Here is a 21,351-nt window from a genome sequence, read left to right as displayed (position 1 = left end):
AGGACGCCGGCAGGCACGACGACGCCCGGGTCGCGCACCGTGGGGTGCGCCACCCGGGCGTCGACCGGTGCACCCTCACGGGTGCGCGGGGATCACTTCAGCGTGTCGGAGTGGTCGCCGATCTTGTGCACGAGGATCGAGTTCGTCGTGCCCGGCTGCCCCACCGGCGCCCCCGAGACGACGACCACCAGGTCGCCGACCTCGGCCAGGCCGTTGGCCTGCAGCGTCGTGTCGACCTGGCCCACCATCGCGTCGGTGTTCTCGACCTCGGGGACCTGGTACGTCTGCGTGCCCCACGACAGCGACAGCACGTTGCGCACGTGCTCGCGCGGCGTGAACGCCAGCAGCGGGATCGACGAGCGCAGACGCGACATGCGCCGCGCCGAGTCGCCGGACTGCGTGAACGTCACGAGGTACTTGACGCCCAGGATCTCGCCGATCTCCGCGGCGGCGCGGGTGATGGCGCCACCGCGCGTGTGCGGCGTCGAGCCGAGCGGGGCGATCCGCTCGCGGCCCGCCTCCTCCGTCGCCTCGATGATGCGCGCCATGGTCTGCACCGTGACGATCGGGTAGTCGCCGACGCTCGTCTCGCCCGAGAGCATGACCGCGTCCGCGCCGTCGAGCACGGCGTTGGCGCAGTCGGACGCCTCGGCGCGCGTCGGGCGGGGGTTGGTCGTCATCGACTCGAGCACCTGCGTCGCGACGATCACCGGCTTCGCGTTGCGACGCGCGAGCTCGACGATGCGCTTCTGCACGAGCGGGACCTGCTCGAGCGGCAGCTCGACCGCGAGGTCGCCGCGGGCGACCATCACGCCGTCGAACGCGTCGACGATCTCGGCGAGGTTGTCGACGGCCTGCGGCTTCTCGATCTTGGCGACGACGGGGACCGTGCGGCCCTCCTCCGCCATGATCTGCGCGACGTCGTCGAAGTCCTTCGCCGACCGCACGAACGACAGGGCGATGAAGTCGGCGCCGAGGCGCAGCGCCCAGCGCAAATCCTGCCGGTCCTTGTCGGACAGCGCGGGCACGGAGACCGCCACGCCCGGGAGGTTGAGGCCCTTGTTGTTGGACACGGGGCCCGCGACCTCGACGCGCGTCACCACGCGCGGGCCGTCGACGGCGGTGACCCGCACGAGCACCTTGCCGTCGTCGATGAGGATCGGGTCGCCGACGCGCGCGTCGCCCGGCAGGCCCTTGTGGGTCGTCGAGACGAGCTCCTTGGTCCCCACGACGTCCTCGGTCGTGATGGTGAACTCGTCGCCGACCTCGAGCCAGTGCTTCTCGTCGTCGGCGAACCGGCCCAGACGGATCTTGGGGCCCTGGAGGTCGACGAGCACGGCCACCGACCGGCCCGACGCCTCCGCCGCGGCGCGCACGCCGTGGTAGACGGCCTCGTGCTCCTCCGCGCTGCCGTGGCTGCGGTTGATCCGGGCGACGTCCATGCCGGCGTCGACCAGCGCCCGGAGCTGCTCCGGCGACTCGGTCGCGGGTCCGATGGTGCAGACGATCTTTGCTCTGCGCATATCTCCAGCCTCTAGTTGTCGGTCCGGCGGCGAGCCGGCCGTCGCGGGGTGCCCCTCCCAAGGATGCCCCGCACATCGTCCCGGCGCCGGGCACGGCACCGGGTGAACGTCAGGCGCGCAGCGACACGGTGCTCGCGCGAACCGGCGCCGGAAGCTCGGTCCCACCCTGCAGGTAGGCGTCGACGGAAGCCGCCGCCGCCCGACCCTCGGCGATCGCCCACACGATCAGCGACTGACCACGGCCGGCGTCGCCGGCCACGAAGACCCCGGGCAGCGTCGACGCGAAGTCGTCGTCGCGCGCCACCAGGCCCCGGCCCGTGAGACCCGCCTCGGCCTGCTCCGTCAGCGTGCCGGTCTCGGGTCCGGTGAAGCCCATGGCGACGAGCACGAGGTCCGCCGGGATCTCCCGCTCCGTCCCGGCGCGCGGCGCGCGCCGGCCGTCCGGCAGGTACTCGGTCTCGGCCACGCGCAGCGCCCGGACGTTCCCGTGGCCGTCGTCGAGGAACTCCACCGTCGAGGCGAGGTACTCACGCTCGCCGCCCTCCTCGTGCGACGAGGAGACCTCGAAGACGATCGGGTCGGTCGGCCACGGCTGGCTCGCCGGCCGCTCGAGCGGCGGCTGCTTGCCGATGGCGAGCGTCGTGACGCTCGCCGCCCCCTGGCGCAGCGAGGTGCCGAGGCAGTCCGAGCCGGTGTCGCCACCGCCGATGACGATCACGTGCTTGCCGGTCGCCGTGATCTGGTCCGGGACCTCGCGCCCCGCCACGACCGCGTTCGCCTGGTGCAGGAACTCCATCGCGAAGTGGACGCCGTCGAGCTCCCGGCCCGGGATCGTCAGGTCGCGAGGCACCGTGGCTCCCGTCGCGACCACGACGGCGTCGAAGCGAGCGCGCAGCTCGTCCCACGTGATGTCGACGCCGATCTCGACGCCCGGGCGGAACCGCGTGCCCTCCGCCTCCATCTGCGCGATGCGGCGGTCGATGTGGGACTTCTCGAGCTTGAAGTCGGGGATGCCGTAGCGCAGGAGGCCGCCGATCGCGTCGTCCCGCTCGTAGACGGCCACAGTGTGCCCCGCGCGCGTCAGCTGCTGGGCAGCGGCGAGCCCGGCGGGTCCGGAGCCGACGACGGCCACGGTCCAGCCGGTCAGGCGCTGCGGCACCTGCGGCGTGACGTACCCGCGGGCGAACGCCTGGTCGATGATCGACACCTCGACGTTCTTGATCGTCACGGCCGGCTGGTTGATGCCGAGCACGCAGCTCGACTCGCACGGCGCCGGGCACACGCGACCGGTGAACTCGGGGAAGTTGTTCGTCGCGTGGAGGCGGTCGATCGCGTCGACCCACTGCTCGCGGTACACGAGGTCGTTCCACTCGGGGATGAGGTTCCCGAGCGGGCAGCCCTGGTGGCAGAACGGGATGCCGCAGTCCATGCAGCGCCCCGCCTGCTCCTTGAGGAAGACCTGGCCCTCCTCGAGGTGGGCGTGCACGTCCTTCCAGTCGCGCAGGCGCACGGCCACGGGCCGGTTCGGCGGGAGCTCGCGCTCGCGCACCTTCAGAAAGCCACGGGGGTCAGCCACGGGCCACCTCCAGAATCTGGTCCCACACGCCCGGCGCGGCCGGGTCGAGCCCCGCCGACTCGGCCTTGTCGAGCGCCGAGCGCATGCGCGCGAAGTCGGTCGGCAGCACGCGGGTGAACCGCCGCGCCGCCGCGGAGAAGTCGGCCAGGAGCTCGGCAGCCAGCGGCGAGCCGGTCTCCTCCTGGTGGCGGCGCACGAGCTTCTCGAGGAACGCCACCTCGTCGTCCTCCAGCGGGCCGAGCCCGAGCTCCCCGGTCGAGAGGGCGCTCGTGTTCAGAGCCTCCTCGCGCAGGTCGAGGACGTACGCCGTCCCGCCGGACATGCCGGCACCGAAGTTGCGGCCCGTCGGGCCGAGGACGACGACGGTGCCGCCGGTCATGTACTCGCAGGCGTGGTCGCCCACGCCCTCCACGACGAGCGTCGCACCGGAGTTGCGCACGCCGAAGCGCTCGCCCACGCGTCCGCGCAGGAGCACCTCCCCGGACGTCGCGCCGTACCCGATCACGTTGCCGGCGATCACGTTGCTCGACCCGGTGAGGACCGCGTTGCGGTCGGGCCGCACGACGATGCGGCCGCCCGACAGCCCCTTGCCGACGTAGTCGTTGGCGTCGCCGAACAGGCGCAGCGTGACGCCGCGCGGGACGAACGCCCCGAACGACTGGCCCGCCGACCCCGTCAGGGTGACGTCGATGGTGTCGTCGGGCAGTCCGTCGCCCCGGAAGCGCTTGGTCACCTCGTGGCCGAGCATCGTGCCGACCGTGCGGTTGACGTTGCGCACGGGCAGGGCGATCCGCACCGGTTCGCGCCGCTCGAGCGCGTCCGCGGCGAGCGCGACCAGCTGGTTGTCCAGGGCCTTGTCCAGGCCGTGGTCCTGCGTGGTCGTGTTGCGCAGCGACGAGCCCTCGACCGGCACGGGCTTCTCGAGCACCGGGCCCAGGTCGAGGCCCTGCGCCTTCCAGTGGTCAACGGCCTTGCGGGTGTCGAGCAGCTCGACGTGGCCGACGGCCTCCTCGAGCGTGCGGAAGCCCAGGCGGGCGAGGTACTCGCGCACCTCCTCGGCGATGAACTCGAAGAAGTTCACGACGAACTCGGGCTTGCCCGTGAACCGCGCGCGCAGCTCGGGGTTCTGCGTGGCGACGCCCACCGGGCACGTGTCGAGGTGGCACACGCGCATCATGATGCAGCCGGACACGACCATCGGGGCCGTCGCGAAGCCGAACTCCTCGGCCCCGAGCAGCGCCGCCACGACGACGTCGCGACCGGTCTTCATCTGCCCGTCCACCTGCACGACGATGCGGTCGCGCAGGTTGTTGAGCACGAGCGTCTGCTGGGTCTCGGCGAGGCCGATCTCCCACGGCGTACCGGCGTGCTTGAGCGACGTCAGCGGGCTCGCGCCCGTGCCGCCGTCGTGGCCGGAGATCAGCACGACGTCCGCGTGCGCCTTGGACACGCCCGTCGCGACCGTCCCGACGCCGAACTCGGAGACGAGCTTGACGTGGATCCGGGCCGAGGGGTTCGCGTTCTTCGCGTCGTGGATGAGCTGCGCGAGGTCCTCGATCGAGTAGATGTCGTGGTGCGGCGGCGGCGAGATGAGGCCGACGCCCGGCGTCGAGTGCCGGGTCTTCGCCACCCAGGGGTACACCTTGTGCCCGGGCAGCTGACCGCCCTCGCCGGGCTTGGCGCCCTGGGCGAGCTTGATCTGGATGTCGTCGGCGTTCGTCAGGTACTCGCTCGTGACGCCGAAGCGTCCCGACGCGATCTGCTTGACGCGCGAGCGGCGCTCCGGGTCGTACAGCCGCTCCGCGTCCTCGCCGCCCTCACCCGTGTTCGAGCGCCCGCCGAGACGGTTCATGGCGATCGCGAGGGTCTCGTGGGCCTCCGCCGAGATGGACCCGTAGGACATCGCGCCCGTGTTGAACCGCTTGACGATCTCGCTCACGGGCTCGACCTCGTCGAGCGGCACGGCGGGACGCTCGCCCTCGCGCATCGCGAGCAGCCCGCGCAGCGTCATGAGACGCGACGACTGCTCGTCGACGCGGTGCGTGTACTGGCGGAAGATGTCGAACCGGCGCTCGCGCGTGGAGTGCTGGAGCCGGAACACCGTCTCCGGGTCGAACAGGTGCTCCTCGCCGTCACGACGCCACTGGTACTCGCCGCCCGTCGCCAGGCTCACGTGCGCCTGGTGGTTGCCGGACGCCGGGTACGCCTCGGCGTGCCGCGCCGCGACCTCCGCCGCGATCACGTCGAGGCCGACGCCGCCGAGGCGCGAGGTGGTCCCGGCGAAGTAGTCGTGCACGAGGTCGTGCGAGAGCCCGACGGCTTCGAAGACCTGGGCGCCGCGGTAGGAGGAGATGGTCGAGATGCCCATCTTGCTCATCACCTTGAGCACGCCCTTGCCGAGCGCCTTGATGAGGTTCCCGACGGCCTTCTCCGGGTCGACCGCGAGGTAGCCGCGACGGGCCAGGTCCTCGACGGTCTCCATGGCGAGGTACGGGTTGACGGCGGCCGCGCCGTAACCGATGAGGAGCGCGACGTGGTGCGTCTCGCGCACGTCGCCCGCCTCGACGACGAGGGACACCTGGGTGCGGGTGTGCCGGCGCAGCAGGTGGTGGTGGACGGCGCTCGACAGCAGCAGCGACGGGATCGGCGCGAGGTCCGAGTCGGAGTCGCGGTCGGAGAGCACGATGAAGCTGGCGCCCGCCTCGACGTGCGCGTCGACCTCCGCGAAGATCTCGTCGAGGCGCGCGAGCAGCGCCTCTCCCCCGCCGGACACGCGGTACAGGCCCTTGACCGTGACCGAGCGGAACGTGCCGGCCAGGCGCGGGTCCTTGTCGACGCGGATGATCTTGGCGAGCTGGTCGTTGTCCAGCACCGGGAACGGCAGCACGAGCTTGCGCGCGTGGTCCGGCGTGTCGACGAGCAGGTTCGGCTCGGGGCCGATCGCGCCGCCGATCGAGGTCACGAGCTCCTCGCGGATCGCGTCCAGCGGCGGGTTGGTCACCTGCGCGAACATCTGCGTGAAGTAGTCGAAGAGCAGGCGCGGTCGCTGCGAGAGCACGGCGATCGGCGTGTCGGTGCCCATCGCGCCGAGCGGCTCCGCGCCGGTGTTGCCCATCGGCGTGAGGATGACCTTGAGCTCCTCCTCCGTGTAGCCGAAGGCACGCTGGCGGCGCTGCACGGACGCCGGGCTGTGCGCGACGTGCTCGCGCTCCGGGAGCTGGTCGAGGTACACGGAGTTCTCCGCGACCCACCGCGCGTAGGGACGCTGCGCGGCGAGCTGGGACTTGATCTCCTCGTCCTCGATGATCCGGCCCTGGCCGGTGTCGACGAGGAACATGCGGCCCGGCTCGAGGCGGCCCTTGCGGACGATCGTCGCCGGGTCGAGGTCCAGCACGCCGGCCTCGCTCGCGAGCACGACGAGCCCGTCCTCGGTGACCCAGTAGCGGCCCGGGCGCAGCCCGTTGCGGTCCAGCACGGCACCGATGAGGGTGCCGTCGGTGAAGTTCAGGCACGCCGGACCGTCCCACGGCTCCATGAGCGCCGCGTGGTACTCGTAGAACGCGCGCAGGTCCGGGTCCATCGCGGCGTGGTTCTCCCACGCCTCCGGGATCATCATGAGCACGGCGTGCGGCAGCGGGCGGCCCGACAGGTGCAGGAGCTCGAGCACCTCGTCGAAGCTCGCCGAGTCGCTCGAGCCGTCGGAGCACACGGGCAGCAGCGGGGCGAGGTCGCCCAGCGCGTCCGACGCCAGCGTGCCCTCGCGCGCGGCCATCCAGTTGCGGTTGCCGCGCACCGTGTTGATCTCGCCGTTGTGCGCGATCATCCGGAACGGCTGCGCGAGCGGCCACGACGGGAACGTGTTCGTCGAGAAGCGCGAGTGGACCAGCGCGATCTCGCTCGCGTAGCGCGGGTCGGACAGGTCCGGGAAGAACGGCTCGAGCTGGGCCGTCGTGAGCATGCCCTTGTACGTCAGCGTCCGCGCGGACAGCGACGCGAAGAACAGGCCGAGCTCGTTCTCCACCCGCTTGCGCAGCCGGTACGCGCGGCGGTCGAGGTCCACGCCCGCGAGCTCGCGCGCCGGGTCGGCGACGACGAGCTGGCGGAACGTCGGCATCGAGGCGCGCGCGGAGGGTCCGACGAGGTCGGCCGTCACCGGCACGTCGCGCCAGGCGAGGACGTCGAGCTTCTCCTCCGCGGCGATCGCCTCGACGCCGCGGACGGCTGCGGCCGCCGCCTCGGCGTCCTGCGGGAGGAAGGCCGTGCCGATGGCGTAGTGACCGGCGGGAGGCAGCTCGGCGTCGACGACGTCGCGTACGAACGCGTCCGGGATCTGCGTGAGGATCCCCGCGCCGTCGCCGCTGTTCTCCTCGGCGCCGACCGCGCCGCGGTGGTCGAGGTTGAGCAGGGCCGTCAGGCCCGCGTCAACGATGTCGCGTCCGGGCGTACCGCGCAGCGTCGCCACGAAGGCGACGCCGCAGGCGTCGTGCTCGGCGGCGGGGTCGTACAGACCGAGAGCCGTGGGAGGAGCGGCCAGGGCGGGTGCCCGGTACGCGTCCCGGTACTGCGGCGTGGTCATCAACACCGTCCTCACAGGCGCCCGGCCACGCAGGCCGAGCTCATTCCAGCTGGGGGGTTTCGGGACGTCATCGGCCCTACGGACATGATGGGACCCACCGGGCGGTCGCCCGGGCGGTGTCCTACGGGGTGACGGATGCTCACCGACCTGGGTCTGGTCGCGCGGCATCTGCCTGCTCGGACTCCTCCGCGTCGTCGGAGTCCTCGGTCTTCTGGGTGTCCTCGGCGTCGGTCGACCTCGCGACCTCGTCCGCGGACCCCGTGGTGGGCGCAGGGTCCTGATCCGGCTCGCCGGCCGCCTCAGGGCGACCTGCGAGCTGCACCGTCTCCTCGCGTCCAGGATGGCGGCGCCCGATCACGACGAACGCTACCAACGCACCGAGACCGACCAGGATCGACGTCCAGACGTTCAGCCGGAGACCGAGGACGAGCTCGGCCTCGTCGATGCGCAACATCTCGATCCACACACGACCGAGCGTGTAGACGAGAACGTAGAGCCAGAATACCCGACCATGACCGAGCCGGAACCGACGGTCCAGATAGATCAGGAGCAGGGCGGCTCCGACGTTCCAGACCATCTCGTAGAGGAACGTGGGGTGGAACAGCGTCCCCGGGGGGTACCCGGCACCGGCCGCCGCGGCCACGGAGTCGTCGACCCGCAGCCCCCACGGAAGAGTCGTCGGTGCGCCGAACAGCTCCTGGTTGAACCAGTTGCCCAGCCGGCCCACGGCCTGCGCGAGCAGCAGCCCGGGGGCGAGCGCGTCCGCGAACGCGGGGAAGCTGACCTTCTGGCGGCGGCAGCCGATGTAGGCACCGACGGCACCGAGCGCGACCGCACCCCAGATGCCGAGACCGCCCTCCCAGACGTACAGCGCGCGCACCGGGTCACCGTTCGGGCCCCAGTACGGGTCGGGCGTGGAGAAGACGTGGTAGATCCGCCCGCCCACGATGCCGAACGGCACCGCCCAGAACGCGATCTCCAGGACGTCGTCCGCCTCTCCGCCGCGCTCGACCCAGCGGCGGCGCGTGAGCCACAGCGCCACCGCGATGCCCGCGAGGATCGCCAGCGCGTACGCGCGCAGCGGGAACGGCCCGAGGTACCAGGTGTGCTGCGGCGGGCTCGGGATCGCGGCCGGGAGCACCCCGGCGGCGGGGGCACCCGCGGCCCAGGCGGTCAGCTGACCGACGGCGGTCGCGGCGCTCATGCGACCACCTCGCCGACGCCCGCACCGGCGGGACGGCTCCCGGGACCCGTGTCGACGTCCGTGCGGCGCGCACCCCGCACCCCTTCGGCGAGGGACGCGGCGACGGCGCGCAACGCCTCGAGCCGCTCGTCCCAGGGTGCGTCCGCGAGGAGCGGCCGCACGAAGGCGGACCCCACGATGACGCCGTCCGCGAAGCGTGCGACCTCGGCGGCCTGCGTCCCGGTCGACACGCCGAGGCCGACGCACACGTACGGCGCGCCCGCGGCGCGGGTGTCGGCGACGAGCTGCTCGGCACGCGGGCCGACCTGGGTGCGCTCACCCGTCACCCCCATGGTGGAGGCGGCGTAGACGAACCCGCGGGACGCCTGCGTCGTGAGGCGCAGGCGCTCGGGCGTCGAGCTCGGTGCGACGAGGAACACGCGGTCGAGCCCGTGGCGGTCGGCGGCCTCGATCCAGGCGCGCCCCTCGTCCGGGATGAGGTCCGGCGTGATGAGACCGGCACCGCCCGCGGCCGCGAGGTCGCGCGCGAACGCGTCGACGCCGTGCCGCAGCACCGGGTTCCAGTACGTCATGACGAGCACCGGTACCCGGCCGCCGGTCCGCGACGTGACGGCCTCGACGACGGCGAAGACGTCGGCGACGCGGACGCCCGCGTCGAGCGCGGCCTCCGCCGCTGCCTGGATGACCGGACCGTCCATGACGGGGTCGGTGTAAGGGATGCCGAGCTCGAGGACGTCGACGCCGGAGTCCACCAGCGCGACCGCGGCCTCGACCGAGCGCTCGACCGTCGGGAAGCCGACCGGAAGATAGCCGACGAGGGCCGCCCGACCTTCCTCGCGCAGCTGCGCGAGACGGTCCGCCGTGCGCGACCGCGCCGGCGCCCCCGTCCGCGGCTGCTCCTGCACGCCGTTCACAGCTCTCCCTCCGTGCCCGTCGCCGTCTCGGCGATCGCGTCGTCGTCCACGAGGTCGAACCACCGCGCGGCGGTGGCCACGTCCTTGTCCCCGCGCCCGGACAGGTTGACGAGGATCACGTGGTCCTCGCGGCCCGCGGCGACGGCCTCGCGACCGAGCCGCAGCGCCCCGGCGAGCGCGTGCGCGGACTCGATCGCCGGGATGATGCCCTCGGTGCGGCACAGGAGGCGGAACGCCTCCATCGCCTCGTCGTCGGTCACCGGCTGGTACGTCGCACGGCCCAGGTCGTGCAGCCACGCGTGCGCGGGCCCGACGCTCGGGTAGTCGAGGCCCGCCGAGATGGAGTGGCTCGCCAGCGTCTGGCCGTCCGCGTCCTGCAGCAGGTAGGACCGCGCACCGTGCAGCACCCCGGGCGCCCCGCCGCTGAACCGGGCGGCGTGCCGGCCCGACGCGATCCCCTCGCCGCCGGCCTCGAACCCGTGGAGCGCGACGCCGTCGTCGTCGAGGAAGGCGTTGAAGATGCCGAGCGCGTTCGAGCCGCCGCCCACGCAGGCCACGACGGCGTCGGGCAGACGGCCGACCCGGTCGAGGACCTGGGTGCGTGCCTCCTCGCCGATGACCCGGTGGAACTCGCGCACCATCTCGGGGAACGGGTGCGGGCCGGTCACCGTGCCGAGCAGGTAGTGGGTGGTGTCCACGTTCGCGACCCAGTCGCGCAGGGCTTCGTTGATGGCGTCCTTGAGGGTGCGCTGGCCGATCGCCACGGGCACGACCTCGGCACCGAGGAGGCGCATGCGCGCGACGTTGAGCGCCTGGCGCCGCGTGTCCTCCTCACCCATGTAGACGACGCAGTCGAGGTCGAGCAGCGCCGCGGCCGTGGCGGTGGCCACGCCGTGCTGGCCCGCCCCCGTCTCCGCGATGACCCGCGTCTTGCCCATGCGCTTGACGAGCAGGGCCTGCCCGAGCACGTTGTTGATCTTGTGCGAGCCGGTGTGGTTGAGGTCCTCGCGCTTCAGGAGCACCCGGACCGCGCCCGGCGTGCCTCCGACCTGCTCCGCGAAGCGCGGTACCTCGGTGAGGGGGCTGGGCCGCCCCGTGTACTCGCGGTGCAGGCGCGCGAGCTCGCCGACGAACTCCGGGTCGTCGAGCGCCTTGCGGTACTCGGTCTCGAGCTCGTCGAGCGCGGCGATGAGCGCCTCGGGGACGAACCGGCCCCCGAAGTCGCCGAAGTACGGGCCCTGGTGGTTCGCGAGCGTGCGCCCCAGGTCGGCGCGCACCGAGCGGTCGGCGCCGGCGGACGGCGCGGGCACGGACGCCTCGGGCGTGGTGGGTGTCGAGTCGGGCACGGGGCCGGACCTCCTGCGGGATGGAAGGGCTGACGGGCCGGGGCGCGGCTCCGAGGCGGTGCGGGACCGGGGGGTCGGGCGCCTCAGGGCCGCACGGACCACAGCGACGGGTGGGCGCCGGCGGCGACGAGGTCCGCGACCGACGCGCGGGGCGCGTCGTCCGTGACCAGCGCCTCCCCGACGAGCACCGCGTGCGCTCCCGAGCGGGCGTAGTCCATGACGTCGTGCGGACCGCGCACGCCCGACTCCGCGACGCGCACCACGTCGTCCGGGATCGCGGGCGCCAGGCGGGCGAACGTCGTGCGGTCGACGTCGAGCGTCTTGAGGTCGCGGGAGTTGACGCCGATGACGCGCGCGCCGGCGTCGAGCGCCCGGCCGACCTCCTCCAGCGTGTGCACCTCCACGAGGGCCGTCATGCCGAGCGAGTGCACGCGCTCGACGAGGGACGTGAGCACCGTCTGCTCGAGCGCGGCGACGATGAGCAGCACGATGTCCGCGCAGTGCGCGCGCGCCTCCCACACCTGGTAGGGCGTCACGACGAAGTCCTTGCGCAGCACCGGCACGTCGACACGTGCGCGGACGGCGTCGAGGTCGGCCAGGCTGCCGTTGAAGCGGCGCTGCTCCGTCAGCACGGAGATGGCCGAGGCCCCGCCCTTCTCGTACTCGCTCGCGAGCTCGGCCGGGTCGCTGATCGAGGCGAGGGCGCCCTTGCTGGGGCTCGACCTCTTGACCTCCGCGATGATCGCGACCGCGTCGTCCGCCTTGAGGCGGCTCACGCACTCGAGCGCACCGGGCACCCGTGACGCGCGCTCCTTGAGCTCGTCCAGCGAGGTCGTCGCCTGGCGCGCGGCGAGGTCCTCGCGCACGCCCGCGACGATGTCGTCCAGAACCGTCATCGCCCCATCACTCCCCGGGTTCGTCGCCTCGTCCTCGCCGTCGAGCCGGTCGTGCTCCGCCCGCACGGCCGGCCGCCCCGTCGACGGGGAGGTACAGCCATCGTAGGGCCGTGCCCGACCGGCGTTGACCACGGCTCATCCCACGAGACGAGCGGGCCGCGCTCAGCCACCGGCCGGGCCGAGCCAGCCGGTGAGGACGGGCACGTTGCGCAGCACGCCGAACAGCACCAGCACCGCCAGCGAGGCCCACGCGACGCCTCCCGGCACGCGAGGCCCCGGGAGCCCCCGCCACGCCCGCGCCAGCCACACGAGCCACAGCACGACGAGCACCGGCGCCACGAGCACCCACAGCGGGTTCGCCGCCCAGGCACCGGCGAGATCGAGGTGGGCGAGGTCGTGCGTCGCGCGCAGCCCGCCGCAGCCCGGGCACGCGAACCCGGTCAGCGCGAGCAGCGGGCAGGTCAGGTAGTGACCGGGCCGGTTCGGGTCCACGAGCGCGACGTACGCCGTCGCCGCCGCCACGAGGGCGCCGGTCGCGAGCGGCGCGGCCGCCGCACGGGGGACGAGAGAGGGACCGCCGGCCGCACGGGCACCGGGAGGGTGCGAGGTCGCGGCGACCCCGCCCTCGCCCGGTCGTGCGGCCGGCGGTGAGGTCACCTGGAGGCCGGCTTCTGCCCGTATCCCAGGTTGCGCAGCACGAGGCCGCCGAGCAGGCTCACCGCGACGACGCCCATCCCGACCCAGAACAGCCAGACGGCGGCGACCACGACGCCGACGGCGGCGACGAGCACGCCGACGATGATGCCGATCATCGTGAACCACGCCGCGACGGTGTGGCCGTGGTTGGTGGGCGGCGCCGCGGGCGGCAGGTACGCGATCTCGGTGGTCTGGTGCTTGTGGGCCATGGGGGTCGTGCCTTTCGTCATGATGTGCGCCCAGCCTATCGGAACGGCCCTGTCCGGGCCGGTCCTCGGCTGCGGGGTGTCATCGGTCGGTGGGGTCCTCGCCGCGCGAGAGCGCGTCCCAGGCGTCGTGGTCGTCGAGGTCGGTCCGCGCGGGCACGTCGGCCCCGGAGGCACCGGTCGCACCGGCCGTGCCGGCGGCGTCCGACGGGGCGCCGGCGTCGCGCTCGTGCCGGGACGACGCCCGCCCCCACGCCCGGGTGCCGGCGGCCACCCAGACGACGGCCAGCACCGTGACGACGCCCAGGACCGCCGCGATCCACGGCGCCGCGGTGAGCGCCACGGGCGCGGTGAGCTCGGTGACGCCGGTCGCCTCGGCCACGGCGGAGCGCGCGCTCGGCTCGGGGTCGAGCGCCACCGCGAGCGCCGAGGCCGTCGTCACGACGCCGCTGAGCGCGGCCACGGCGAGCACGACCCACCGGCCGACGCGGCCCACGAGCCCGAGCGCGAGCGCCGAGGCCACGAGGACGAGCGCGGCGGCACCGACGCCCGGCGCCGCCGCGGTGCCCGTCACGGCCACGTCGACCACGGGGTCGAGCGCCGACGCGCCGGTGGTGGTCGACCACGTCGGCGCGGCGGCGGCGAGCGTCGCCCCGCCGAGCAGCAGGAGCACCCAGACGGCGGTGCGGCGCGTGGGCGTCCTCACGGGAGACCTCGCAGCCGTGCCGCCACCTGGACGGCGCGGACGGCGGCGGCAGCCTTGTTGCGCGACTCGGCGTACTCGAGGGCGGGGACGGAGTCGGCGACGATGCCGCCACCCGCCTGGACGCTCGCGCGCCCGTCGCGGATCAGCGCGGTCCGGATCGCGATGGCCATGTCCATGTCGCCCGCGAAGTCGAAGTAGCCCGCGGTGCCGCCGTAGATGCCGCGACGAGCCGGCTCGAGCTCGTCGATGAGGGCGATCGCGCGCGGCTTGGGCGCCCCGGAGAGCGTGCCCGCGGGGAACGTCGCGCGGAAGGCGTCGAGCGCGGACGCCCCGGCGCGCAGCGTGCCGACGACCGTCGAGCACAGGTGCATGATGTGGCTGAACCGCTTGGTCGCCATGAACTCCACGACCTCGACCGAGGTGGGCTCGCAGACCTTGACGAGGTCGTTGCGCGACAGGTCGACGAGCATGATGTGCTCGGCGCGCTCCTTGGGGTCGGCCAGCAGCTCCTCCCCCAGCGCGACGTCCTCCTCGGGCGTCGCCCCGCGCGGCCGCGACCCGGCGATGGGGTACGTCACGACCCGCCCGTCGGTCACCTTGACGAGCGTCTCGGGGCTCGAGCCCACGACGGCGAAGTCTCGACCGTCGGCGTCGGTGAGCTGGAAGTAGTACATGTACGGGCTCGGGTTGATGGTCCGCAGCGCGCGGTACACGTCGAGCGGCTCGGCCGGGCAGTCGAGGTCCAGGCGCTGGGACAGCACCACCTGGAACACCTCGCCCTCGCGGATGGCGTCCTTGCCGGCGGCGACCGCGTCCTCGAACTCCTCGCGGGTCGAGCGGAACTCGAGCTCGGGCTCGGGCGCGTCGTGCGCGGCCGAGACGACGTGCGTCCCGCCCGCGACGAGCCGCGCCTGCATCGCGTCGAGCCGGGCGACGGCGTCGGCGTACGCGTCGTCGACCCGCGCGTCGGTGTCGTCGAAGTTGATCGCGTTGGCCACGAGCCACACGCTGCCCTCGCGGTGGTCGACGGCGGCGACGTCGGTCGCCAGGCAGAGCGTCAGCTCGGGCACGCCGAGCTCGTCGGGGGCCGCGGTGGGCAGCGTCGGCTCCCAGTGGTGGATGACGTCCCACCCGACGGCACCCGCGAGGCCCCCGGTGAGCGGCGGCAGGCCCTCGACCGGAGGCGTGCGCAACGCCTCGAGCGTCGCCTCGAGCACGTCGACGACGTCGCCCTCGGTGGGGATGCCGACGGGCACGTCACCGGACCAGACCGCCCGGCCGTCGCGCGCGGTCAGGGTGGCGCGCGACGCGGCGCCGACGAACGACCAGCGCCCCCACGTGCCGTCGGACTCCGCGGACTCGAGCACGAACGTCCCCGGGCGGCCACCGGCGAGCGTGCGGTAGAGGCCGACGGGCGTGACGTCGTCGGCGAGGAGGCGTCGCACGACGGGGATGACGCGGCGCGTCGCCGCGAGCTCGCGGAAGCCCGGCGCGTGGGGCCAGGTCTCGCCCCACGCGGGCCCGCCCGCCGGGACGGTCGTGCTCCGGGCCGCGTCGGACGTGGTCACTGGTCCTCCTCCTCGGGGTCGGTCGTCGGGGCGCCGGAGTGCGTGGCGTCGGGTGCGGCCGGCGGCAGCTCGCCGGCGACGGCGCCGAGGTCTCCCCCGGCCTCGAAGCACGTGCGCGTGCCGGTGTGGCACGCCGCCCCGACCTGGTGCACGCGCACCAGCAGCGCGTCGCCGTCGCAGTCGAGCGCGACGGACCGCACGACCTGGACGTGGCCGGACGTGTCGCCCTTGCGCCAGTACTCGCGGCGCGAGCGGCTCCAGAACGTCACGCGGCCCGTGGTGAGCGTGCGGTGCAGCGCCTCGTCGTCCATCCAGCCGAGCATGAGCACCTCGCCGGTGTCGTGCTGCTGGACGACCGCCGCGACGAGGCCGGCGTCGTCGCGCTTGAGGCGGGACGCGACGTCGGGGGCGAGAGCGGTCGCCGGGGCGGGGCTGGTCGAGTCGTCGGGCACCCGAGAATCCTGCCAGACGACGCGGTCCGCCCGTCGCCCGCGCTCACCGTGCACGTCCGTCACCGCGTCTGCGTGATCCACGCGGCGTGCATGCGGGCGTAGACGCCGTCGGCGCGGGCGAGCTCGTCGTGGTGACCGACCTCGACGACGTGTCCCGCGTCGACGACGACCACGACGTCGGCGGCCTCGGCGGTGGACAGGCGGTGCGCGATGGTCAGCGTCGACCGGCCCTCCGTCAGGGACGCGAGCGCCCGCGCGATGCGCACCTCCGTCGCCGGGTCGACGGCGGACGTCGCCTCGTCGAGGACGAGGAGGTCGCCCTGGGCGAGGTACGCGCGCAGCAGGGCCACGAGCTGGCGCTCGCCCGCCGAGAGCGACTCGCCGCGCTGGCCGACCGGGGTGTCGAGCCCGTCCGGCAGGTCCGCGACCCAGTCGGCGAGGCCGAGCCGGTCGACGGCCTCCTCGATGCGCCGCCGCCCGGGCGTACCCGCCGCGGGCGTCTCGTCCGCCTCGGCGCCGCGCAGGCCGTACGCCACGTTCTCGGCGAGCGTCCCGTCGAACAGGAAGCCCTCCTGCGGCACGAGCACCACGCGCTCGCGCAGGCTGGCCGCGCGGATGCGGCGCAGGTCGACGCCGTCGAGCAGGACGCGGCCCGCCGTGGGGTCCATGAGCCGCGTGACGAGCTTGGCGACCGTCGTCTTGCCCGAGCCCGTGGCCCCGACGACCGCGACCGACGCGCGCGCCGGCAGGTCGAGGTCGACGCCGTGGAGCACCTCGGGCCCGTCCGGGTAGGCGAAGCGGACGCCCTCCAGGCGCACGTGGGCCGGACCGCGCGGGCTGTCGACGCCGTCGTCGCCGGCGTCGACGACGTCCGCGGGCGTCTCCAGGACGGCGAGCACGCGCCGCCAGCCGGCGACGGCGTTCTGCAGCTCGTTGAGGATCTCCGTGGCCATCTGCACCGGTCCGGTGAAGAGCTGGACGAGGAAGAGGAACGCGAGGAGGCGACCCACCGAGATGTCGCCCGCGACCCCGAGGAGGGAGCCGACGACCACGACGACGGCGAGCACGAGGTTCGCCACGAGCACGCCGCTCGAGAAGACGACGGCGACGAGCTTCTGCGCCCGGACCATGGCCCGCCGGGTGTCCTGCACGGCCGCGTCGATGCGCCGGGCCGTGCGGGCGCCCACGCCGTAGGCGCGGATGGTCTCGGCGCCCACGACGGACTCGGAGATCGCGCCCAGCATCGCGCCCACACGCGCACGGACCGCGGTGTAGGCGTCGTTGACCCGCCGCTGCGCGGGGCGCAGCACGAGGAACAGCGGCACGAAGCAGGCCCACACGACGAGGGTGAGCTGCCACGAGTAGACCGCCATGAGGATCGTGGCGACGCCGATCTGGAGCACCGAGACGAGCAGCATGATGCCGCCCCACTGCACGAACAGGGAGATCGTGTCGACGTCGCTCGTCACGCGGGAGACGAGGGATCCGCGCCGCTCCGTGCTCTGGGTCAGCACGGACAGGTCGTGCACGTGGCGGAACGCCCGCACGCGCAGCGCCGCGAGGCCGGCCTCCGTGGACCGGAACAGGCGGACGTTGACCAGCGCCGAGCACAGACCGGCCAGGACGAGCACGCCGGCCGCCGCGCCGACGAGCACGGCCACGCGCCCGGTGTCCGGCCCGCCCTCGGCGAGGACGCCGGTGTCGATGGTCTGCTGGACCGCGACGGGCACGACGATCCGGCCGAGCGCGGCCGCGACCGCGAGGCCGAGCGTGACCCACAGCCCGTCGAGGATCTGCGGCGACACCTGCACGCCGCGGCGCAGGGTCGCGAGCACGCCGAGCGTGCTGGCCGACGCGATGCGCGCGTCGGCGGCCGGTCCGGTGGTCGAGGTGCTCATTCCTCCAGTGCCCCTGCCTCGGCCCGCCGCGCCACGGCGTCGGCCTCCGTGTCCTCGTACCGGTCGAGGTCCTCGCCCGGTCCTGCGTCGGCCGGTGGTCCCCCGTCGTCGGGCCGGCCGGCGCGGCCCACCGTCCCGTCGAGGGCGTCCCGCTCGTCGGCGGCACGACGCTCCGCCTCGCGCGCGTACGCCGTCGCGAGCTCGCGGTACCCGGGGTCGCGGGCGACGAGCTCGGCGTGCGTGCCGACGTCGACGACGCGTCCGGACTCGACGTGCACGACGACGTCCGCGAGCGCGACGCTCGCCATGCGGTAGGCGACCATGACGACCGTGGGCCGGTCACCGCCCTCGCGCCGGAGGCCGGCGAGGATCTGCTGCTCGACGCGCGGGTCCACGGCGGACGTCGCGTCGTCGAGGACGAGCAGCCGCGGGCGGCGCACGAGCGCGCGGGCGATCGCGAGGCGCTGGCGCTGCCCGCCCGACAGGTTCGCACCGCGCTCACCGAGAGGGGCGTCGAGCCCCTCGGGCAGCCGCTCGACGACGTCGTCCAGGCGCGCGAGGCGCAGCGCCTCCCACACGCGCTCGTCGTCGGGGCCGGTCCCGTCCTCGTCCGCGAGCGTGACGTTGGCCCGCACGGAGTCCTCGAAGACGAACGCCTGCTGCGCGACGAGCGCGACCTGCTGCGTGAGGTCGCGCTCGTGGACGTCGCGCACGTCGACGCCGTCGAGCTGGACCCGGCCGCGCGTCGGGTCGGACAGCCGGGCGAGCAGCGAGACGAGGGTCGTCTTGCCGGCGCCGGTGGGCCCGACGACCGCGACGACGGCGCCCGGCGCGAGGTCAAGGTCGATCCCGTCCAGCAGCGTGATGTCGCGCCCGCCGGCACGCACGTCGAGTCCCACGTCCTCGAGGCGGACCGCGAGGCCGTGACCGGTCGCGGGCAGGGGTCGCGTGCCGGGCACGAGCACGCCGCCCGAGTCGATGACGCGGCTGATGCGCTCGTAACCGACCAGCCCGCGCGGCAGCTCGCCGAGCACCCAGCCGAACGCGCGCACGGGCACGGCCATCACGGTCAGCAGGTACGCGGCGGTGACGATGTCGCCGGCGTCCACGCCCCCCGCGGCGAGCCGGGCGGTGCCGACGCCCAGCACGAGGAGCGTGCCGAGCGACGGGAGCAGCTCGATCACGGGGTCGAAGAAGGCGCGGACCACGCCGACGCGGACGTTGGCGGCGCGCAGCGTGTCCGTCCGGGCGGCGAACCGTCGCTCCTCGCGCGCCTCCGTGCCGAGCGACTTGACGAGCAGCGCGGCCTCGAAGCTCTCGTGCGCCACGTCCGCGACCTCCGCGCGCAGCTGTTGCGCCCGCGTGACGGCCGGCGACATGTGCCGCTGGAACACCACGTTCACGACGACCGCGAGCGGGATCACCACGAGCGCGGCGCACGCGAGCCACACGTCGACGCGGAACAGCATGACCGCGGCCACGCCGATCATGACGACGACGCCGAGCGCGAACGGCAGCGGGTTGAACACCCCCGTCGCGGCCTCGACGTCCGAGCTGGCGTTCGACAGCAGCTGCCCGGCCGGGTGCGCACGGTGCCAGGACATGGGCAGGCGCAGGTACTGGCGGGAGACGGCGGTGCGGTGGCGCGCCTGCAGGGCCGCGTAGCCGTTGCCGGCGAAGATGCGGCGCGCGGCCACGCTCAGGGCCAGGGAGAGCGCGATACCGGCGAGCACGAGCCCGGCGAGCCAGATGCGTCCCCGCGCGACCTCGTCCCCCGCGAGCGCGGGCACGACCACCTCGTCCGTCACGGTGCCGACCGCGCGGCTGACACCGACGGTGAGCGCGCCGAACAGCGCCGAGGCGCCGATCGCGAGGACGTAGGTGCGCGGCTCGTCGCGGATCCCGCGGCCCATGAGCACGAGGGAGCGACGCACGCGCGAGCCGGTGAGCCCGTGCGGGCGCCGCACGGCCGGCTCGGACGGAAGGGTGTCGGTCATGAGTTCAGCGCACCTCCACGCCGGCGGCACGCATCGCGTCCTTGACCTGCGCCACGGTGAGCGCACCGAAGTGGAACACGCTCGCCGCGAGGACCGCGTCCGCGCCCGCGCGCGCCGCCTCGACGAAGTGCTCGGGCGTGCCCGCCCCGCCGCTCGCGATGAGCGGCACGCGGACCTCTCGGCGCACGGCGGCGAACATCTCCAGGTCGAACCCGGCGGTCGTGCCGTCGGCGTCCATGGAGTTCAGCAGGATCTCGCCTGCGCCGAGACCGGCCGCGCGCGCCGCCCACTCGACGGCGTCGATCCCCGTCCCCCGTCGACCGCCGTGCGTCGTGACCTCGTAGCCCGAGGGCGTGCTCGTGCCGTCCGTCGTGCGGCGTGCGTCCACGGACAGCGTGAGGACCTGGCTGCCGAACCGGTCGGCGATCTCCGCGATGAGCTCCGGGCGCGCGATGGCGGCCGTGTTCACCCCGACCTTGTCCGCGCCGGCTCGCAGCAGCCGGTCCACGTCGTCGGCGGTGCGGACCCCGCCGCCGACGGTGAGCGGCACGAAGACCTGCTCGGCGGTGCGGCGCACGACGTCGTACGTCGTCTCCCGGTTGCCCGACGACGCCGACACGTCGAGGAACGTCACCTCGTCCGCGCCCTCGCGGTCGTAGCGCGACGCGAGCTCGACGGGGTCGCCCGCGTCGCGCAGGTTCTCGAAGTTCACGCCCTTGACGACCCGGCCGGCGTCGACGTCCAGGCAGGGGATCACGCGGATCGCGACGGTCATGAGGTCTCTCCTAGGTCGGCCGGCTCCTCGCCGGTCGGGTCGGGGGCGCCGGACGTCTCGCCCGCCGCCTCTTCGGCGGTCACCGGGAAGTGGGCGTCGAGGATGTCGACGACGTAGACGAGCGTCTCGTCCGCCAAGGGGTTCGCGGTGCCGGCGTACCCGAGGTCGGGCGGCACGACGAGGAGCACCTGGCTCCCGACGGACTGCTCGAGCAGCCCCTGCTCCCAGCCCTCGATGACCTCGCCGATGCCGATCATGACCGACGACGGCGTGGCGCCGGCCGCCCACGACGAGTCGAAGACGCCGCCGTCCGACCAGCGCACGCCCGTGTAGCGGACGGTGACCACCTGCCCCGCCTCGACCTGCGGCCCGTCCCCGCGCACGAGCGGCTGCACGACGAGGTCGGCGGGCGGCGGCGTGTCCGCCGGGACCGTGACGGTCGGTGCGCCGTCCTCGGCGCGCTCCACCGTCGGCATCCCCTCGGGCGGGGAGACGTCCTCGCCGTCCGCGCGCGTCGGCAGGACGTCGACGACGAGGACGACGGGCACGCCGTCGTCCTCCTGGGCGAGGAGCAGCCGCGCACCCACGCGCTGCCCGCGCAGCAGGTCGGCGAGGTCGTCGCCGACGGACTCGTCGCTCAGGGTGAACCACTGCGGCGCGTCGGTGTACGTGTTCTGCAGCACCGTCCCGTCCCGCGCGTCCTGCGCGTAGAGGTTGAGCAGCAGCGGCCCGCCCTCGACGAGCTCGCGGCCGGTGCCGGGCCACACGACCTCCGAGCGGGTCTGCGGCACGTCGAGCGGCGCGGTGTACGTCAGCGACGGCGGCGCGCCCGCGGAGCCCGCGACCTCGACCGCCGTGTTGAGCGGGGTCTGCGCCGCGTCCTCGGGCTCCTCGCAGGCGCCCAGGACGAGCGCGGCGACGAGCGCCAGCGCCACGACGACCAGTCGGCGCACCGGGCGCACGGGCCCGGGCGCGCGACGTCGTACCGGCCGTGCCCAGACCCCGTCGGGTCGCACGG

16 protein-coding genes are annotated in these 21,351 nt (G+C 74.1%); all 16 read right to left on the bottom strand.

Annotation, left to right across the window (positions count from 1 at the left end; genetic code table 11):
* Positions 1 to 92: 92 nt before the first annotated feature.
* Positions 93 to 1,523, bottom strand: coding sequence for a pyruvate kinase (pyk, locus tag ACFTZA_RS04120; protein WP_378191062.1), 1,431 nt, complete (start codon positions 1,521 to 1,523; stop codon positions 93 to 95).
* A gap of 109 nt (positions 1,524 to 1,632) precedes the next feature.
* Complete coding sequence (locus ACFTZA_RS04115) at positions 1,633 to 3,099, bottom strand: glutamate synthase subunit beta (RefSeq protein WP_378191060.1); 1,467 nt, start codon at positions 3,097 to 3,099, stop codon at positions 1,633 to 1,635.
* Positions 3,092 to 7,675, bottom strand: a complete 4,584-nt coding sequence (gene gltB / locus ACFTZA_RS04110) for a glutamate synthase large subunit (RefSeq protein ID WP_378191058.1) — start codon at positions 7,673 to 7,675, stop codon at positions 3,092 to 3,094. Before gltB ends, ACFTZA_RS04115 begins: the two co-directional genes overlap by 8 nt.
* A 139-nt stretch (positions 7,676 to 7,814) precedes the next feature.
* Entirely contained in the window at positions 7,815 to 8,879 is a 1,065-nt protein-coding gene (lgt, locus tag ACFTZA_RS04105; RefSeq protein WP_378191056.1) for a prolipoprotein diacylglyceryl transferase, read from the bottom strand.
* The gene (gene trpA, locus ACFTZA_RS04100) at positions 8,876 to 9,784 is read right to left on the bottom strand and encodes a tryptophan synthase subunit alpha (protein WP_378191431.1); all 909 of its coding nucleotides are present in this window, start codon (positions 9,782 to 9,784) and stop codon (positions 8,876 to 8,878) included. Before trpA ends, lgt begins: the two co-directional genes overlap by 4 nt.
* Positions 9,785 to 9,789: 5 nt before the next feature.
* Positions 9,790 to 11,070: a tryptophan synthase subunit beta gene (trpB, locus tag ACFTZA_RS04095; protein WP_378191429.1), complete on the bottom strand. Its 1,281-nt coding sequence runs from the start codon at positions 11,068 to 11,070 to the stop codon at positions 9,790 to 9,792.
* A 152-nt stretch (positions 11,071 to 11,222) separates the two neighbouring features.
* Complete coding sequence (gene trpC / locus ACFTZA_RS04090; protein WP_378191054.1) at positions 11,223 to 12,035, bottom strand: indole-3-glycerol phosphate synthase TrpC; 813 nt, start codon at positions 12,033 to 12,035, stop codon at positions 11,223 to 11,225.
* Positions 12,036 to 12,197: 162 nt separating this feature from the next.
* Positions 12,198 to 12,692 (bottom strand): DUF2752 domain-containing protein, encoded by a 495-nt coding sequence (locus ACFTZA_RS04085; RefSeq protein WP_378191051.1) that lies wholly within the window; start codon positions 12,690 to 12,692, stop codon positions 12,198 to 12,200.
* On the bottom strand, positions 12,689 to 12,961 hold the full coding sequence (locus ACFTZA_RS04080) for an HGxxPAAW family protein (protein WP_378191049.1): 273 nt from the start codon (positions 12,959 to 12,961) through the stop codon (positions 12,689 to 12,691). The genes ACFTZA_RS04085 and ACFTZA_RS04080 overlap by 4 nt, the downstream gene beginning before the upstream one ends.
* A 58-nt stretch (positions 12,962 to 13,019) precedes the next feature.
* Positions 13,020 to 13,643, bottom strand: coding sequence for a Trp biosynthesis-associated membrane protein (locus ACFTZA_RS04075; RefSeq protein ID WP_378191047.1), 624 nt, complete (start codon positions 13,641 to 13,643; stop codon positions 13,020 to 13,022).
* Positions 13,640 to 15,211: an anthranilate synthase component I gene (locus ACFTZA_RS04070; protein ID WP_378191045.1), complete on the bottom strand. Its 1,572-nt coding sequence runs from the start codon at positions 15,209 to 15,211 to the stop codon at positions 13,640 to 13,642. The genes ACFTZA_RS04075 and ACFTZA_RS04070 overlap by 4 nt, the downstream gene beginning before the upstream one ends.
* Entirely contained in the window at positions 15,208 to 15,663 is a 456-nt protein-coding gene (gene hisI, locus ACFTZA_RS04065; protein WP_378191043.1) for a phosphoribosyl-AMP cyclohydrolase, read from the bottom strand. The genes ACFTZA_RS04070 and hisI overlap by 4 nt, the downstream gene beginning before the upstream one ends.
* Positions 15,664 to 15,722: 59 nt before the next feature.
* A complete protein-coding gene (locus ACFTZA_RS04060; protein WP_378191041.1) occupies positions 15,723 to 17,561 on the bottom strand; it encodes an ABC transporter ATP-binding protein in 1,839 nt (612 codons plus the stop codon).
* Positions 17,558 to 19,558, bottom strand: coding sequence for an ABC transporter ATP-binding protein (locus tag ACFTZA_RS04055; RefSeq protein ID WP_378191038.1), 2,001 nt, complete (start codon positions 19,556 to 19,558; stop codon positions 17,558 to 17,560). Before ACFTZA_RS04055 ends, ACFTZA_RS04060 begins: the two co-directional genes overlap by 4 nt.
* A 4-nt stretch (positions 19,559 to 19,562) precedes the next feature.
* Positions 19,563 to 20,333, bottom strand: a complete 771-nt coding sequence (gene hisF / locus ACFTZA_RS04050; protein ID WP_378191035.1) for an imidazole glycerol phosphate synthase subunit HisF — start codon at positions 20,331 to 20,333, stop codon at positions 19,563 to 19,565.
* Complete coding sequence (locus ACFTZA_RS04045) at positions 20,330 to 21,286, bottom strand: FKBP-type peptidyl-prolyl cis-trans isomerase (RefSeq protein ID WP_378191033.1); 957 nt, start codon at positions 21,284 to 21,286, stop codon at positions 20,330 to 20,332. Before ACFTZA_RS04045 ends, hisF begins: the two co-directional genes overlap by 4 nt.
* Positions 21,287 to 21,351 lie beyond the last annotated feature (65 nt).

The sequence above is a fragment of the Cellulosimicrobium sp. NPDC057127 genome, assembly GCF_042670945.1.
GTDB lineage: Bacteria > Actinomycetota > Actinomycetes > Actinomycetales > Cellulomonadaceae > Cellulosimicrobium.
The sequence above is the reverse complement of the archived record's forward strand: the minus strand, read 5'-3'. Positions and strand labels throughout refer to the sequence as shown.